Origin of the sequence: Robbsia andropogonis, assembly GCF_034047095.1 — a bacterium.
Lineage (GTDB): Bacteria > Pseudomonadota > Gammaproteobacteria > Burkholderiales > Burkholderiaceae > Robbsia > Robbsia andropogonis.
Window position 1 is genome coordinate 1,163,784 of the sequence record NZ_CP139170.1, and the last position, 15,914, is coordinate 1,179,697.

General features: G+C 60.8%; 16 protein-coding genes, 1 tRNA gene and 1 pseudogene. 10 read left to right on the forward strand and 8 right to left on the reverse strand.

Annotation, left to right across the window (positions count from 1 at the left end; all coding sequences use genetic code 11):
* Positions 1–7: 7 nt before the first annotated feature.
* Complete coding sequence (locus tag SJQ66_RS18660; RefSeq protein ID WP_024902671.1) at positions 8–682, reverse strand: pentapeptide repeat-containing protein; 675 nt, start codon at positions 680–682, stop codon at positions 8–10.
* Here SJQ66_RS18660 and SJQ66_RS18665 point away from each other — a divergent pair.
* Entirely contained in the window at positions 681–836 is a 156-nt protein-coding gene (locus SJQ66_RS18665) for a hypothetical protein (protein ID WP_157684957.1), read from the forward strand. The genes SJQ66_RS18660 and SJQ66_RS18665 overlap by 2 nt on opposite strands.
* On the opposite strand, the gene SJQ66_RS18670 is transcribed toward SJQ66_RS18665, so the two are convergent.
* Positions 828–1,127, reverse strand: a complete 300-nt coding sequence (locus tag SJQ66_RS18670) for a hypothetical protein (protein ID WP_024902672.1) — start codon at positions 1,125–1,127, stop codon at positions 828–830. The two genes, SJQ66_RS18665 and SJQ66_RS18670, sit on opposite strands and share 9 nt — an antisense overlap.
* Positions 1,128–1,223: 96 nt before the next feature.
* Here SJQ66_RS18670 and SJQ66_RS18675 point away from each other — a divergent pair, with 96 nt between their 5' ends.
* The gene (locus tag SJQ66_RS18675) at positions 1,224–2,276 is read left to right on the forward strand and encodes a hypothetical protein (protein WP_320535153.1); all 1,053 of its coding nucleotides are present in this window, start codon (positions 1,224–1,226) and stop codon (positions 2,274–2,276) included.
* Positions 2,277–2,336: 60 nt separating this feature from the next.
* Here SJQ66_RS18675 and SJQ66_RS18680 read toward each other — a convergent pair.
* Both SJQ66_RS18680 and SJQ66_RS18685 read right to left on the reverse strand, forming a co-directional pair.
* Positions 2,337–2,421: transfer RNA gene (locus tag SJQ66_RS18680), tRNA-Leu, on the reverse strand.
* 153 nt (positions 2,422–2,574) lie between these two features.
* Complete coding sequence (locus tag SJQ66_RS18685) at positions 2,575–3,519, reverse strand: CysB family HTH-type transcriptional regulator (protein WP_024902674.1); 945 nt, start codon at positions 3,517–3,519, stop codon at positions 2,575–2,577.
* A gap of 476 nt (positions 3,520–3,995) precedes the next feature.
* Between SJQ66_RS18685 and SJQ66_RS18690 the strand changes: the two genes are divergently transcribed.
* The 6 genes from SJQ66_RS18690 to cobA all read left to right on the forward strand — a co-directional run bounded on the left by SJQ66_RS18690 (position 3,996) and on the right by cobA (position 10,514).
* Positions 3,996–5,666, forward strand: a complete 1,671-nt coding sequence (locus tag SJQ66_RS18690; RefSeq protein WP_024902675.1) for a nitrite/sulfite reductase — start codon at positions 3,996–3,998, stop codon at positions 5,664–5,666.
* Positions 5,667–5,681: 15 nt separating this feature from the next.
* A complete protein-coding gene (locus SJQ66_RS18695) occupies positions 5,682–6,275 on the forward strand; it encodes a DUF934 domain-containing protein (protein WP_024902676.1) in 594 nt (197 codons plus the stop codon).
* A 14-nt stretch (positions 6,276–6,289) separates the two neighbouring features.
* On the forward strand, positions 6,290–7,153 hold the full coding sequence (locus SJQ66_RS18700) for a phosphoadenylyl-sulfate reductase (RefSeq protein WP_024902677.1): 864 nt from the start codon (positions 6,290–6,292) through the stop codon (positions 7,151–7,153).
* 105 nt (positions 7,154–7,258) lie between these two features.
* Positions 7,259–8,164, forward strand: coding sequence for a sulfate adenylyltransferase subunit CysD (cysD, locus tag SJQ66_RS18705; RefSeq protein WP_046151959.1), 906 nt, complete (start codon positions 7,259–7,261; stop codon positions 8,162–8,164).
* Between the two features lie 16 nt (positions 8,165–8,180).
* A complete protein-coding gene (locus SJQ66_RS18710) occupies positions 8,181–9,587 on the forward strand; it encodes a sulfate adenylyltransferase subunit 1 (protein WP_081764834.1) in 1,407 nt (468 codons plus the stop codon).
* 135 nt (positions 9,588–9,722) lie between these two features.
* On the forward strand, positions 9,723–10,514 hold the full coding sequence (gene cobA, locus SJQ66_RS18715; protein ID WP_036008722.1) for a uroporphyrinogen-III C-methyltransferase: 792 nt from the start codon (positions 9,723–9,725) through the stop codon (positions 10,512–10,514).
* A gap of 51 nt (positions 10,515–10,565) precedes the next feature.
* Here cobA and SJQ66_RS18720 read toward each other — a convergent pair whose 3' ends face one another.
* Genes SJQ66_RS18720 through lptF form a run of 3 tightly spaced genes read right to left on the reverse strand, consistent with a single transcriptional unit; the run spans position 10,566 to position 13,186 of the window.
* Complete coding sequence (locus SJQ66_RS18720) at positions 10,566–10,931, reverse strand: sirohydrochlorin chelatase (protein WP_024902681.1); 366 nt, start codon at positions 10,929–10,931, stop codon at positions 10,566–10,568.
* A complete protein-coding gene (gene lptG, locus SJQ66_RS18725; protein WP_024902682.1) occupies positions 10,931–12,097 on the reverse strand; it encodes an LPS export ABC transporter permease LptG in 1,167 nt (388 codons plus the stop codon). Before lptG ends, SJQ66_RS18720 begins: the two co-directional genes overlap by 1 nt.
* On the reverse strand, positions 12,098–13,186 hold the full coding sequence (lptF, locus tag SJQ66_RS18730) for an LPS export ABC transporter permease LptF (RefSeq protein WP_024902683.1): 1,089 nt from the start codon (positions 13,184–13,186) through the stop codon (positions 12,098–12,100).
* Positions 13,187–13,425: 239 nt separating this feature from the next.
* Here lptF and SJQ66_RS18735 point away from each other — a divergent pair.
* Positions 13,426–14,946: pseudogene (locus tag SJQ66_RS18735) on the forward strand (leucyl aminopeptidase); the annotation flags it as partial.
* Positions 14,947–15,163: 217 nt separating this feature from the next.
* Positions 15,164–15,577 (forward strand): DNA polymerase III subunit chi, encoded by a 414-nt coding sequence (locus SJQ66_RS18740; RefSeq protein ID WP_024902685.1) that lies wholly within the window; start codon positions 15,164–15,166, stop codon positions 15,575–15,577.
* Between the two features lie 58 nt (positions 15,578–15,635).
* Here the strand turns inward: SJQ66_RS18740 and SJQ66_RS18745 are convergent, their stop codons facing one another.
* A complete protein-coding gene (locus SJQ66_RS18745; RefSeq protein ID WP_236693326.1) occupies positions 15,636–15,887 on the reverse strand; it encodes a LysR family transcriptional regulator in 252 nt (83 codons plus the stop codon).
* Positions 15,888–15,914 lie beyond the last annotated feature (27 nt).

Genomic DNA, 15,914 nt, shown 5'->3' on the forward strand with positions numbered 1-15,914 from the left:
TTTGCTGTCACGCTACGACGAAGCCAAACGTGGTCATGATCTGTGCGGCTTGCTCGTGAGAGATAATGGCACCTTGCAGGAGCGTGGCTTGCGCCAACGACAGTTCGCCCAACTCGCAATTTCTGAGATCGGCGTCTTTAAATCTACAGTCTTTGAACGCGGCGCCACGCAACGAGCCACCCTCGAAAATCGCTTCCCGGAAATCACAGCCGCGCAGGTCCGCGTCTGAAAAGTCGAGATGGTCAAGCGTCATTTTGCGCATCGACAGTCCGATGATCGTGGCGGCCACGAGACGCGTTTGCGCAAAGGTCGCGCCGATCAGGCCGATATCGATGTTCAACTGTGCGCCGGTCAAGCGGCAATCCGAAAAGGACGCCCCATCGATACGTGCGTTTCGCCATTCGGAATTTGCCAGATCGCATGCAGTGAAAGCGGCTCCTTGGGCCTTGATGCCATCGAAGCGTACATGTCCCATTCGGCAACGTTGCCAGTGCGTTTCTCGCAGATCGGCATGACGGAGTGCCACGCCGGCCAGATCGCAATCTTCGAATGTGCAGCCACTGAGATCGAGATTCGATAAATCCGCATCCGCGAAGGCGAGTTTGACATAATGGCGCCCGCCTTCACTGACAAGGGCACGTAACGCGCCAGGCGTCTCGCAGGTAATCGGCAGGGTCGACATGACGCGAAAAGGAATGGCGGGAACGGATTGGCATTATAGCGGGCAGTACAACGGCAACAGCACGATGTCATTGCCGATGTTGGTAGGCCTGCTCGGGGGGGTATGGCGGACGCTCGCGCACAATGCCATGTCATGCCGCGCGCTGTCACCGTGACGGCGACAGCGCCTCGCGGCCACAAATAGCCGCGCTGGCCTGCATCAAATATCTACCTCGCAGCACCCAACAGCCATCCCGCACCATCCAGCGCCGTGCGGGCTGGTCCATGCTTGTAAATTGGATCTGTTCCATGGCGCAGGGCAAGTGCGTGAACGGCGTGCGGCCTTTGAATAAATTCCGGCTAGGCATCTCGTTCGGCATCACCGTTGCATCGCTTGATTGGCCGTAGGAGAGAGGTTTAGAGGCGATCTTTTCATTGTCTGCTTTGCTATTCTGGGCTTCCTTCATGGCTAGACGAACGAGACTATGCAACGCCGCGAGCTTGCACCGACATCGGCATCACTTTCTTTGACGCAAGCATCAAGACGATGCGTTCAAGGAGAGGTGGACGATGTGTCGGCGGATGTGGATGGGCCGGCATTATCGCGCGTTGCCGTGGCGCATAGTCGACCGGGTGCGATGTCGTCGGTGTTGGGGCGTATCGGTCAATGGGTTATTGCATCGGGGCGGATCGGGACGCATGCGCAAGGTGAATCGGCATCCGCGCCGGAAGGCGTAGGCCATCTAAGCGCGTATGCGTGCAGTGTCCCGATCCATCATCGCAAGGTATCGTGGATCGAGCGGCGCCTGGCGCGATTGCCGCATGCGTCTCGTCTTGCCGCGGACATCGAACCGCTCAAGGCGTTCAATGACCGTAGCCGATCGTGGTCGGCGACCACTGCGTTCACACTGATCCCAGTGAATAAAGTGCGTAACGCGCTACGCACTACGGGTGTTCCACAATCTGGTCGAGCGGCGCACGTCATGACCACGCCGCTTGACCATGATCATTTCCGCTCGCAGGTGAGCAGGGTGCGCCAGTATGCGGATATGCTTATTCGCCCACCCGGTGAAGCTTGTGCGGGTGACGTAGCGGAGAGTATGAGATTGTCCGAGCAACAGCGGCACAACCTTATTTCCCTCTCACGGTTCGCGTCCTATATCGATGATGCGTTCAGGGCGAAGGGGAAACCGAATGAGCGTTTTTTCGCCCTGGTGCGCAAGGAGGACATCGGTTTTCCAGGGCGTCCGATTTACGCGGTGGCATACACGGAATACGTGCCAGGGGAAGATGACTTGGTGATAAAGGCCGTTGCGGCCCATCCATTTACCCATTTTTCACCCGGGACGACGTCCGCCGATATCGATGCACTACTGCAACGGAACATGGGTGCCCATGAATGGGAAACGTATTTCGACAACGACGAACATCTTAATGTGTTGGGCGCTGATTTCCGCCTGCGGAATATTGCCGGCTATTCGTCGCTGCAATCGGTAGTTGCCAGCATGCGTGACCACACAATACGAAGCATCACCGCGCACCCCGTCAATCCCCGGACAAACCATACGGCTAGCCGCCTCGGCATGAACGCGACGGAGCAGGCGCCCGCGCCATGAAAAAAGGCCTGCTCCGAAGAGCAGGCCTTTTTTTGCGGATAGACATCCGCTAAATCCCGTTGGTGCCCGGGGCCGGAATCGAACCGGCACGCCTTGCGGCGGGGGATTTTGAGTCCCCTGCGTCTACCAATTTCACCACCCGGGCCGTCTGTGGCTCGGTGATCCTTGATGGTGGCGATACAAACTGCCACCAGGAAAATGCTGTAAAGCACACACCGAGACAAACAAGAAGCGGGATTATGGCGGAAAATGTTCAGCGAGGCAAGCACTGATCGCCATTTTCTTAATGGCCCGCAGGCTACAGCTCGTATCGCTCGCCTTCGTTGCCGCGTAGTGCTTGATCCAGCAGCTTGCGATCGGTCTGCGGCGAGAGCAATTCGACCAGCGTATAGATATAGCTTCGAAGATAGGCCCCTTGCTTCAGCGCAATCCGTGTGACGTTTGATCCGAACAGATGTCCCACGGACATGGCTTTCAGTGACTTGTCTCGATCCGCTTGATACGCCATATCGGACATGATCCCCACGCCCAGTCCCAGCTCCACGTAGGTCTTGATCACGTCCGAGTCTATCGCTTCCAGCACGATGTCCGGCGTCAGCCCGCGACGCTCGAACGCCTGGTCGATTTTCGTTCGCCCCGCGAAGGCGGACCCGTAGGTGATCAGCGGATACTGGACCAGATCTTCCAGGGACAACTCACCGCGTGACGCCAGCGGGTGATCATGCGTGACGATGGCCACGTGCATCCATTGGAAACAGGGCACCGTCGTCAACCCTGGGTAATCGGCAATGGCTTCCGTCGCCACGGCCAGATCCGCCTGGTCACGCAGCACCATCTCGGCAACCTGCGTTGGATTGCCTTGCAGGATCGACAGATGCACTTTCGGGAAGCGTTTGCGAAAATCCGCCACGGCGGCCGGCAGCGCATAGCGCGCCTGCGTGTGGGTGGCCGCAATGGTCAGATTGCCTTGGTCCTGGGCGGCAAATTCGCTCCCTACCCGTTTCAGACTTTCAACCTCCTGCAAAATGCGCTCGACCGATGCCAGAATCAGGCGTCCAGGCTCGGTCAGCGAGCGTACGCGCTTGCCGTGTCGCCGGAAGATTTCAACCCCCAACTCCTCTTCCAACTCGATAATGGCCTTCGAAACGCCGGGTTGTGACGTGAATAGTGCTTTCGCCGCTTCAGTCAGGTTGAAATTCTGACGCACGGCCTCGCGGACGAAGCGGAATTGATGCAGGTTCATGATGAGCAGCAAGTCCCGAAGGGCCAGTGCCGGCAAAGGCCCCTGGTCCGGTTTAATGAGTACGTGGCGCAACCGCGCGGGTGCCGCAATGGCGTCTTCAAAACGCTGCCGCAGGCCCCACGGGGCGACTTCGTGACGTGCGGCGCCCGAAGGACAACCCTGTCGCGAAACAGGGTTAGCGCGGTGCTGACGCGATGTAACATACCGCCGTCTGGCCCGCCGACGCGCCGTAGCGCCCCGTCTGGCGGGCCAGACCGGGCTAATAACCCTGCGGTATAACGTACTAATTTTTTAGTCGTTTGAAATATAAAGCGAGTTTATTACGATTTCCAGTCCCAATGCCACCGTTCCGCGGTAGTGAAGCGCCCCCGGTTTAGCGTTTGAGGTGCCTACGTCGCAGTCTGTAAGCTGCTCATGGCTGCTCTCGGACTCAGCGGAGCGCTTGGCGAAGAGTGGCGAAATACGCGAGTTCCCCTATGTACCAATACGACCAGTACGATCAGCAAATCGTTGACGAACGCGTGGTGCAGTACGCTGACCAGGTGCGGCGTCGCCTGAGCGGCGAACTGGATGAAGAAGAATTCAAGCCGCTACGTCTGCAGAATGGTCTCTATATGCAGCGGCATGCCTATATGCTGCGCGTCGCGATTCCGTACGGCAACCTGAGCAGTACGCAAATGCGTATGTTGGCGCATATCGCGCGTGAGCACGATCGTGGATATGGTCACTTTTCCACCCGCACGAACATCCAGTACAACTGGATCACGCTGGAGGAAACGCCGGAAATACTGCGAAAACTGGCATCGGTCGAGATGCATGGTATCCAGACGTCCGGCAATTGCATTCGCAACATTTCCACGGATCAGTTCGCAGGGGTTGCTGCCGATGAACGTGTCGATCCGCGCCCCTACTGCGAGCTGATGCGGCAGTGGTCGACGTTCCACCCGGAATTTGCTTGGCTGCCGCGCAAGTTCAAGATTGCGATCACCGGCGCCGACGAGGATCGTGCGGCAACGCTGCTGCATGATATCGCCATCCATTTGAAGCGTGACGCCAACGGTGATGTGATTGCGGATGTGCTCGCCGGCGGTGGCATGGGCCGTACGCCCATTCTCGGCAGTGTGATCAAGCGTGATTTGCCATGGCAACATCTTGCCTCGTACTGCGAGGCAGCGCTACGGGTCTATAACCGCTATGGACGGCGCGACAATATCTACAAGGCGCGGATCAAGATCCTGGTCAAGGCATTGGGGGCCGAGCAGTTCTCCGAGCAGGTGGAGCAGGAATGGGTCCACCTGAAGGACGGTCCCGCGACGTTTACCGTCGAGGAGCGCGATCGTGTGGCGTCTTATTTTGTGCCGCATCCTTATGAGACGCTGCCGGCAATCGATCGTCAGTACGAGCAGCATCTGCGGGACGACCGCGCGTTCGCGCGCTGGGCCGAACGCAATGTTCGTGCGCACCGTCAACCGGGCTATGCCAGCGTGACGCTGTCGCTGAAGCCCCACAACGCGCCACCGGGTGATGCGACCGATGCGCAGATGGAAGCCGTCGCTGATTGGGCCGACCGTTTCAGCTTCGGTGAGATCCGCGTGACGAAAGAGCAGAACCTGGTTCTGGCGGACGTCAGGCAAGCGGATCTGCACGCGTTGTGGCAACTGGCGCGCGCCGCGGGTTTTGCCACGCCGAATATTGGCCTGTTGACCGATATCATCGCCTGTCCAGGGGGCGATTTCTGCTCGCTCGCCAATGCAAAGTCGATCCCGATCGCGGAAGCGATCCAACGCCGCTTCGACGATCTGGACTACGTGTACGACCTCGGCGACGTGACGTTGAATATCTCCGGCTGCATCAATTCATGCGGTCATCATCATATCGGCAACATCGGCATTCTCGGCGTCGACAAGGACGGCAGCGAGTGGTACCAGGTGTCACTGGGCGGCGACCAAGGCCACGCGGCGCGAATCGGTCGCGTGATCGGCCCTTCGTTTTCGGCGGAAGAAGTGCCGGACGTCGTCTCGCGGATTATCGATACCTTTGTTGCGAACCGCGATGGCGAAGAGCGCTTTATCGATACCTATGCTCGTATTGGCGTGACGCCTTTCAAGGAATACGTCTACGCATCCCGGCCGAAGGCCGTCGCCTGACAGGGGACCCACACCATGGCATTGATCATCAAGAACCGCGAGGTCGTGGAAGACCGCTGGCACACCGTGCGTGCGGATGCCCAAGGGCAAGTGCCGGCGCCGCAAGATCTGCCGCACGGCGCCGTTATCGTGCCGTTCACGTATTGGGCCGAACATCGCGACGCGTTGACCGCGGCGCGGAGCAAGGCCGACCTGGGCATCTGGCTGGCGCCGAATGACGAGCCGGCCGCAGTCCTGGATGACATCGATTCGGTCACGGTCCTCGCCGTCGATTTTCCGGCGTTCAAGGACGGCCGGGGAATCAGCATCGCCCGGCTGTTGCGCGAACGCTATGGCTGGAAGGGGGAAATACGGGCGATCGGCGACGTCTTGCGCGACCAGATCGGTTATATGTCGCGTTGCGGAATCGACGCGTTCGCGGTCCGTGCGGACAAGGACATTCATGATGCACTGCATGCGTTCGACGAGCTGACAGTGCACTACCAAGGCGCTTTCGATGATCCGCGTCCGTTGTTTCGTCGAGTGCGGCGCCACGGGGCGACAGCGGCGGCGCACGCAGGCGACGTGGCTTTGGCCGCGGCGAATGCACTTTCGTCGTCTGAGTCCTGAACGGAGCACGCACCATGGCAACGGAAACGGTCCCCCCATCGGCAACGGCGCTGGCGCATGTTAACGCGTCGATTGCCCGCGCCGATGACGGTGCCGGCGAGACCGATACGGTCAGCACCATCAGCATGCGCCCGATATTGTCGGGCCCTCGCCGTGACGGCCCGCGCTCTCAACCGCTGGACGCCCTGATCGCGGAACTGGACGGGCGCCTCGATGGTATCGCCGCCGCGCACCCGGGGCACCGGGTCAAGCTTGCGAGCAGCCTGGCGGCGGAAGACATGGTGCTCACGCATGCGATCCTTTCGCGGCACGTCGATATTGGCATCTTCACGTTGCAGACCGGACGGTTGCATGTGGAGACGGTTGGGATGCTCGACACAGTGGAAAGCCGTTATGGCTATCGGATCGAGGCTTTCGAGCCGCGTCCCGAAGCCGTTGCACGATACGTCGACGCGCACGGTTTGAATGCGTTCTATGAAAGCGTCGATCTACGCAAGGCGTGCTGTGAGATGCGCAAGGTTGAACCGTTGAATCGGGCACTGACTGGTGTGGATGCCTGGGTAACCGGGCAACGTAGGGAACAATCGGTAACGCGTACGGAACTGCCGCATCGTGAACACGACGGCGCGCGCGATATCGCGAAATACAACCCGCTGGCCGATTGGACCGAGGCCGATGTCTGGGCCTATCTGGATCGGCTCGATGTCCCGGTCAATCCGCTGCATGCGCGGGGCTACCCGAGTATAGGCTGCGAACCCTGCACGCGCGCGGTACGGGCCGGCGAGGACAGCCGGGCGGGTCGGTGGTGGTGGGAGTCGCGAGACACGAAAGAATGCGGATTGCATCAGAACGTTGCAACATCAGACAGCAAGCAGTGACATGGATTGGAGGCAATGAGCAACATGAACAGCCCTTTTGACTTGGATAGCGATGCCGCCGGTGTGAGCGCTGTGCCAGCCGATGGCGCGCTGCCTGCGGGCGGCATGGACCATCTGGATTGGCTCGAAGCCGAATCCATCCATATCCTGCGTGAGATGGTAGCGGAGTGCCGCAAGCCGGCGCTGCTGTTTTCAGGGGGGAAGGATTCGGTCGTCGTACTGCATCTGGCATTGAAGGCATTTGGCCTCGGTCCGAATCGCAAGACGGCGCTGCCTTTCCCCCTGGTGCACATCGATACCGGCCACAACTTCGACGAAGTGATCACGTTTCGCGACCAGCGGGTCGCCGAACTGGGCGCCGAGTTGATCGTCGGGCACGTGGAGGATTCGATCCGCCGTGGCACGGTGCGTCTGCGGCGTGAAACGGACTCGCGCAACGGAGCACAGGCGGTCACGCTGCTGGAAACCATCGCGGCGCACCAGTTCGACGCATTGATCGGCGGAGCCCGTCGTGATGAGGAGAAGGCACGCGCGAAGGAACGCATCTTCTCGTTCCGCGACGAATTCGGTCAATGGGACCCGAAGGCGCAACGCCCCGAGTTGTGGAGTGTGTATAACGCACGGCTGCATCAGGGAGAGCACTTGCGCGTGTTCCCGATCTCGAACTGGACGGAACTGGACGTCTGGCAATACATCGGACGGGAACGGTTGGCGTTGCCGTCGATCTATTACGCTCATACGCGCGAAATCGTACGACGCAACGGCCTGCTCGTACCGGTTACCCGGCTGACGCCGCCGCGCGATGGCGAGGTCGCGGAGGAAGCGCTGGTGCGTTTCCGGACCGTTGGCGACATTAGCTGCACTTGCCCTGTGGCGAGCGACGCGACCGATGTCGCGGCGATCGTCGCCGAGACGGCGGTGGCCGATGTCACCGAGCGCGGGGCGACGCGGATGGACGACCAGGCATCCGAGGCAGCAATGGAACAACGCAAGAAGCAAGGCTATTTCTGAGCGGGGCGGACCGATTATGAGCACACCATCTCTCAACGCCGGGCATCCGGCGAACGCGGGCCTGTCACACGCAAGCGACGGCCCGGTGGCCGACCTTGGCGTATTACGCTTCATCACCGCCGGCAGCGTCGACGACGGCAAGAGCACGTTGATCGGCCGGCTGCTGTACGACAGCCGCGCGGTGCTGAGCGATCAGCTCGGTGCGCTGGCCCGCGCGAAGAACAAGCGGACGGTCGGCGACGAAATCGACCTCGCGCAACTGACGGACGGCCTGGAGGCTGAGCGCGAGCAAGGCATTACGATCGATGTCGCTTACCGCTATTTTGCGACTGGTCGTCGCAAGTTCATCATTGCCGATACGCCGGGGCACGAACAATACACGCGCAACATGGTCACGGGCGCGTCTACGGCCCACGCGGCCATCGTCCTGATCGATGCCACGCGCGTGACATTCGATGGCGACACGACCACCTTGCTGGCCCAGACCAAGCGACATAGCGCGATTGTCAAGTTACTCGGCATCCAGCACGTGATCGTCGCTGTCAACAAGATGGATCTCGTTGACTATAGCGAAAGTGTCTTCGACAAGATCCGGGAAGCCTACGTCGCGCTGGCACGGCGCCTCGGCCTGCGGAACGTGCGATTTGTCCCGGTATCGGCATTGAAGGGCGACAACGTCGTGACCCCGAGTGAACAGATGCCGTGGTATGGCGATGGTCCGCTGTTGTCGACGCTCGAACTACTGCCGGTGGCGCAACGGCTTGGCGCATTGCGTTTCCCGGTGCAATGGGTTGCGCGGCAAGACGGTTCCCAAGCGGATGACTTCCGCGGCTATATGGGGCGAATTGAATCCGGGGGGCTGAGCGTCGGGCAAAAGGTTCGCGTGTTGCCGGGGGGCATCGAGGCCGAGATCGCCGAATTGATCGCACCGGTGCCGGGCGGTACGGCGGCGGTACGGCAGGCGCATGCCGGGCAATGTGTCACGGTCCGGCTGACCGCCGATGTCGACGTGTCGCGCGGCGACATGTTCGTGGAGGCGTCGAGCACGGCGGATGCGGCGCAACAGCAGGGCAGCGGTATTGTCGCGCGCAAGCTCGAGGCCGATATCTGCTGGCTGGGGGAGGAACCATTGTCGCCGCTGCGCAAGTATCTGCTGAAGCACACGACGGCAACCGTATTCGCACGCGTGTCGGCGGTCAAGCATACGCTCGATGTCCATACCTTGGACCATACCCTTTCGGACAATAGCGGCGCCGCGGTCACGGTGAAGATGAATGATATCGGCGCGATCTCGTTGAATCTGCAAAAACCGATCGTCTGTGATACCTACGACAGCAATCCGGCGACGGGAGCGTTCGTGTTGATTGACGAAGCGACGTATCATACGGTTGCTGCCGGAATGATTCGGCAATACAGTGCCTGATTGCCTCGCTGCCCGGACCCTTTGAATGTGGAAGTGCGACGCGGTGTATAGAGGCAAGGCGGCATGCAATCCACACGCATCGTCCGGGAACATGGGCGGCGTAATGCGGCAAAGGATCCCCGGCAGGGGGAAAAGATGACAGCAAAGGTTTATCTGATTGGTGCGGGACCAGGCGCTGCCGACTTGATTACGGTCCGGGGTGCGCGCTTGCTGGCGCGTGCGTCTGTGGTGCTGCATGACGCGTTGGTCGAACCGGACATGCTGGCACTCGCACCGAATGCGCGTCTGATCGCCGTCGGCAAACGCTGCGGCAGGCATTCGAGTGCGCAGCATTTCATCAACAAGCAGTTGGTGGATGCGGCACAAGCGCAGGATGACGAGCAAGTGGTCGTGCGGCTGAAAGGCGGCGACCCCATGCTGTTTGGTCGCGCCGATGAGGAAATGCGGGCGCTTGAGGCCGCCGGTATCGATTATGACGTCGTGCCGGGTGTAACCGCGTCACTGGCCAGCGCAGCCAGCCTGAAGCGTTCGCTGACGTTGCGCGGCGTCGCCCGCAGCGTGGTGTTGGCCACGCGCAGCCGTGCCGCCGATTCGGATGAGATCCAACGTCGTGCCGATGCGGATTCGCTAGTGTATTACATGGGTCGGGATCAGGCCCCGGACATCGCACGGGAAATGATCGAAGCGGGGCGAGATGCCGCCACGCCAGCGGTCGTGGTTGAAGCGTGCTCGACGAACCGCGAGCGTAGCATTACCGTCACCCTCCGCGCGCTGGCGGACGGCGCGCTGGCTGATTGGTTCGACGCGTCGCAGCCCTGTACATTGCTGATTGGCGACGCGTTTCGGCAGAGGGCGATACGGGCCGAGGCGCCGGCTTCAGCCGAAGCATCGGCTGCGTCCAAACACGAACAGGGCGTGGCTGCCTAAGCGCGGGTGCCGGCGGCCAGGCGATTGCGAGGCGGCGCGCACATACCCTCGCTACGCCCGTAGCGCGTATGCTGCGAGCGCGTCCAGCACCGCGTCATCCTCGCCTGCCGCCTGGGTGCAGAGGAGGGTCACGTTGGGCCGCGTCAGTCTGCATTGATCCAGCAGCACGGGCAAATCCCGACGTAAATGGGCGCCCTGGCCGAAAAACACCGGCACGACCTTGATCGTATCGCACCCTTCGGCGACCAGTGCGTCAATCGCGCCCCCCAAATCCGGAGACATCAATTCCAGAAAGGCCAGTGATACCGGTGGTGCATCGGGCACGCCGCGCAACCGCTGCGCCAGGCGCTCGAAAGGCGCCGCCCAACGCGGGTCGCGTGCGCCATGACCAAACAAGATGATACCGGGGCGTGACATCAGTTTCGATTCATCCATTTAAGGCCGACCATCCCCATCACCAAATAGATCAGCGAGGGCAGCGCCGCCGTCAGAGGCGCCGGCCAGGTATTCAGGTTGCCGATATGGGAGAACAGCGTGTTGATCAACTGGAAGCTCATACCCAGCATGATGCCGCCGAAAACCTTCATCCCGACGACACCGGCACGGCTGTGCAGATAGGCAAAGGGCAGGGACAGCGTTAGCATCACGAATACCGCGAACGGATAGAAGATTTTCCGCCAAAGTGCGGTAAGGTAGCGCTGGGCATCCTGGCTGTTTTCGCGCAAATGGCTGATATACGACGATAGCGCATAAATCGACATCTGGTCTGGCGGTACCAGCAGCACCGCCAGAATGCGCGGCGTCAGTTCGGAGCGCATCAACATTTCTGGCTGCACCTTCTCGGTCGCCCGGTACAGTGGATCGAGGGAATTCAGATCCGCCACTGGCTCATCCGTGAGCCGTTGCAGGTCCATTTCCGTTACGTCATGCAGCTGCCATTGGTTTGGCGGAACGAACGTCCCGCTCTTTGCCTCGCGGATGCTGTTCAGCCGGTATTGCGAGTCGAATTCATAGATCTTGACCGCGCTGATCGATGAATCCGAATTCAATTTGCCAACATTGACGAAACGCGTGACGCTGGCCTGGTCGTTCGCCGCGCCCTTCGTATTGGCCGTCACCGTGTCCTTCAGCCAGACGCCCGATTTGAAGCCGGATGAGACCGACGAGCCCAGCGCACCCAAACGAACTTGCTCGGCCAATTGATTGGCGTAGGGGCCGACGAATTCCCCTATCACAAACGTGACCAGGAGCAGCGGTACACCGATCTTCATCAGCGTGCCGAGCGCGCGACGCGGCGATAGTCCGGCGGCGCGCAAGATGGTGAATTCGGACGTTCCTGCCATCTGGGCTAAGACATAAATGGCGCTGATCAGGACCGCGACCGGGATAATCTCGTAGAAATGCGACGGCTGCTGCAACGCAACCGTCAGCATCGCATACGCAAAACTGTAATTTCCCTTGCCGACCGAATCAAGTTGGCTGATCAAGTCAAAAAAGAAGAACAGCCCTGAAAACGCGAACAGGATGAAAACAAAGGTCAGGTAGATCTGCTTCCCGATGTATCGTTCGTAGGTACGTAACATTTATTTTGCCCGCCGCAGCCGAAGAGTGAAGAGGGGGCGGTTTTGAATCCGGCGCCACAACAGGAAGGAGGCCAGGCAAGCCACGATGATATGGAGTGCCAGCAGGCCGAATGCGAACGAGATCTTGCGCTGCTCTATCCAGTTTTGCATCAGGTTCTGCAGGTTCGAGTACGTCAGGTACACGAGAACGGCGAACACCATATTAATGGTGCGCCCGCGCCGCGGATTCTGATAGGCCAGCGGGATGGCAAGCAGCATCAGGGTGATGCCGGTCATCGGCAACCCAAGCCGCCAGGCCAGTTCTGCCAAGTTATCCGGCGAGGGGTTTTGCAGAAGCGCCAACGACGGCGTGCCGCGCGTGGATTGCGTGTCCACGGTCGGTTTGTCGTCCATTTTTACCCCGTAGCGTTTGAACTCGACTACGCGGAAATTGGCATGTCCGGGCTCGCCGTCGTATCGGCGGCCATTTTCCAGGACGACAAAGCGATCGCCGTTCGGTTGGGTCTCGATCTGTCCTTGCTTCGACACGACGACGAACAATTTTCCGTTCTCGGTGCTGGTGACGAAGACGTTCTGCACCTGGGCTTGATCGGCGGAGAGTTTTTCGACGAAAAACACCCGGTGATTGGTGGCCGACTCGCGAAACTGTCCGGCCAGGATCAACGAGAGATCGTCGCGCTGCTGGAAGCGCGCGGTAATCTTCTGTTGCTCGTTACTGGCCCAGGGCCACGCCACCAAGGAGCAAAACGCAATGGCAACGATGATCGGCGCCGAGAACATCGCGACCGGCGGTATCAGTGCCGTCAGGCTCAGTCCGGATGCCTGCCACACAACCATCTCGGAATCCCGATACCAGCGCGTCAGCACGACCAGGATGGAGACGAAAAGGGTGACGATCATCATCACGGCGAGGTAGCCGACCATTGTCAGGCCGATCAATACCAGGACGTCGTGAGGGTCGATCTTGCCGACGGCGGCCGATCCGATCACCCGGATCATCATTGTCGTCAGCATGATGGTCACCAGCACCATGAAGACGGCGCCGGCGGTTGCCGCGAGTTCACGCTGCAGTGAACGTTGAAAAATCATGTTGTCAGAATGAGAGAGCGCCGGAAACACGCGATCCGCTCAGCAGGATAGCGCGAAGGAGGTCCTGATAGCGCTGGCGGACTTGTTTCGACGCATTACACGCATCACGTTAGCGGGTTCCGTACACCGCGTCAGGGGAGCATGACGCGCAGGCCTGGAACACGTTCAACTGCCGCTCGCTGCCGTTAGGCGGAAAATAGCGGATAATCGCGCTTGAACTGTCACCAGGAATGAGCGCGATGGACTTTAGCATAAAAGCCTTCGGATGGACCAAGACGGCCGGCACCGCCGACGGCGTTACGGGTACAAAGACCGATTGTATCGTGGTCGGCGTATTCGAGGCGACCGGTCATGCTGCTTTGAGCCCAGCCGCCGCGTATGTCGATGCCGCGACTGACGGCCTGTTGGCGCGCTTGCTGAAGACCGGGGACATGGAAGGCCGCGTCGGTGCGACGTTGCTGTTGCACTGCGACGCCGAGGGGCCCGCGCCGCGCGTGCTGGCGGTGGGCCTTGGCAAGCCGGACGCCTTTGGCGCCAAAGCCTATTTGGAGGCGACCCGCGCCGTCGGCCGTGCCTTGGCGTCGGCCAAGGCCGCGCACGTCTTGCACACGCTGGCGCAACTGCCCGTGCCGGAGCGCGACGCGGCATGGGCGCTGCGCACGGCGATCGTCAGCCTGCGCGAGGCCAGCTATCGCTTTGCCGGTCGTCGGTCGCGTGCCGACGCACCCCCCGCGCGAACGCTTAAGAAAGTGCTGTTCAGCGTCAACGCCGGTGAGGACAAGACCCTGAGGACGGCGCTCCAGGCGGGTGTGGCGTTGTCTAACGGGATGGACCTGACTCGCGATCTCGGCAATGAAGCCCCGAATTTCTGCACGCCGCGCTTTCTGGCCGACACCGCGCGCAAGCTGGCGCACGATTGGAAGCTGAAGGTCGAGGTGCTGGAGCGCAAGCAGATCGAGGCGCTGCGCATGGGTTCGTTCCTGTCCGTGGCCAAGGCGTCCGTCGAGCCGCCACAATTCATCGTGCTTCGTCATAACGGCGGCGGTGCGAAGGATGCCCCAGTGGTGCTGGTGGGGAAGGGGATCACGTTCGATACGGGCGGCATCTCGTTGAAGCCGGGCGAGGCGATGGACGAGATGAAATACGACATGTGCGGTGCCGGCACCGTGCTTGGCACGATGCGCGCCGTTGCCGAGATGAAGCTGAAGCTGAATGTCGTCGGCATCATTCCGACCTGCGAGAACATGCCCGGTGGCAATGCGCTGAAGCCGGGTGACATCGTCACCAGCATGTCGGGTCAGACGATCGAGGTGTTGAACACAGACGCCGAAGGGCGCTTGATCCTGTGCGATGCGCTGACCTACGCCGAGCGCTTCAAGCCGGCCGCTGTGGTCGACATCGCCACGCTGACGGGTGCCTGCATCATCGCGCTCGGCCACCACAACTCCGGCCTGTACGCGACCGACGACGCGCTGGCGGCGCAATTGCTGGACGCGTCCAAGATCGCCGCGGACGCCGCATGGCGGATGCCGCTCGACGATGCCTACCAGGACCAGTTGAAGTCGAATTTCGCGGACATGGCGAATATCGGCGGCCGTCCTGCCGGCAGCGTGACGGCGGCATGCTTCCTGGCACGCTTCGCGAAGGCGTATCCATGGGCGCATCTGGATATTGCCGGTACGGCATGGAAGAGCGGTGCGGCAAAGGGCGCGACTGGCCGTCCGGTTCCGCTACTGGTGCAATTCCTGTGCGAACGGGCGGACGGACCCGCAACCACGTTGGTGGACGAGGCGGCGAAAGCAGGCAAGCCCGCTGCCCGGAAAGCTGGCACCACGCGTGTCACCGGCGCCGGACCGGCGGCGCGCAAGGCGCCTGGGCGCAAGCCCGCCGTCAAGGCCGCGAGCGCGGCCTGAGTGCCATGTTGTTCGCGGAACGTCTCCGTAACCACCGCCGCGCGTACATCGTCGGGGCCGGCTTATGACGCGTATCGATTTTCACACCGGGGTGCCGGACCAGATTGGCTATGCCTGTCGGCTGGTGCGCAAGGCGTACGGGGCCGGTCAACAGATTGTCGTCGTAGCGGAGCCGGGCACGCTGGCGGCGTTTGATACGGCCTTGTGGACGTTCTCGCCATTGGACTTCATTCCACATTGTGGCGTGGACAGTCCACTGGCGGCGCAGACGCCGGTGGTGTTGAGCACGGAGCCTGCCAGGGCACCACATCATGCAGTGCTCGTGAATCTGGGTGCGGCCGTGCCCGATGACTTCGCGCGTTTCGAGCGCTTGCTGGAGATCGTGGGTGCGGCGCCGGAAGCCGTGACCGCCGGCCGTGATCGATACCGCTTCTATCGTGACCGTGGCTACCCGTTGACCAATCACGTCGCCGCGTGATTCGTTGGCGGATGGCGGGAAAGGGCGACGCCGAAAGCCGGTGGGCCTTCCCTTCTATTTAGCGTGGCCCGGTCCCAATGGTCTGCCAGCCAACGCCCCCTTCTTGTAGTGACTTTAGTTCCGCGCGCGCACGTTGTGACTCCAGTTCGATAAATCGCGCACGATTGGCGAGCGTGATACCGAACTGTGTCGGGACCGTCCCATCAGGAGTGCGATAAAAAAGGGGTACACCGAGTTCGCTCTCGAGGCGACTCAAACTCTTTGATAGTGCTGGCTGGGTGATGCATAACGCCAGTGCCGCGGAGGTCATTGTGCGATGCTCCAAAACCGCTAAAAA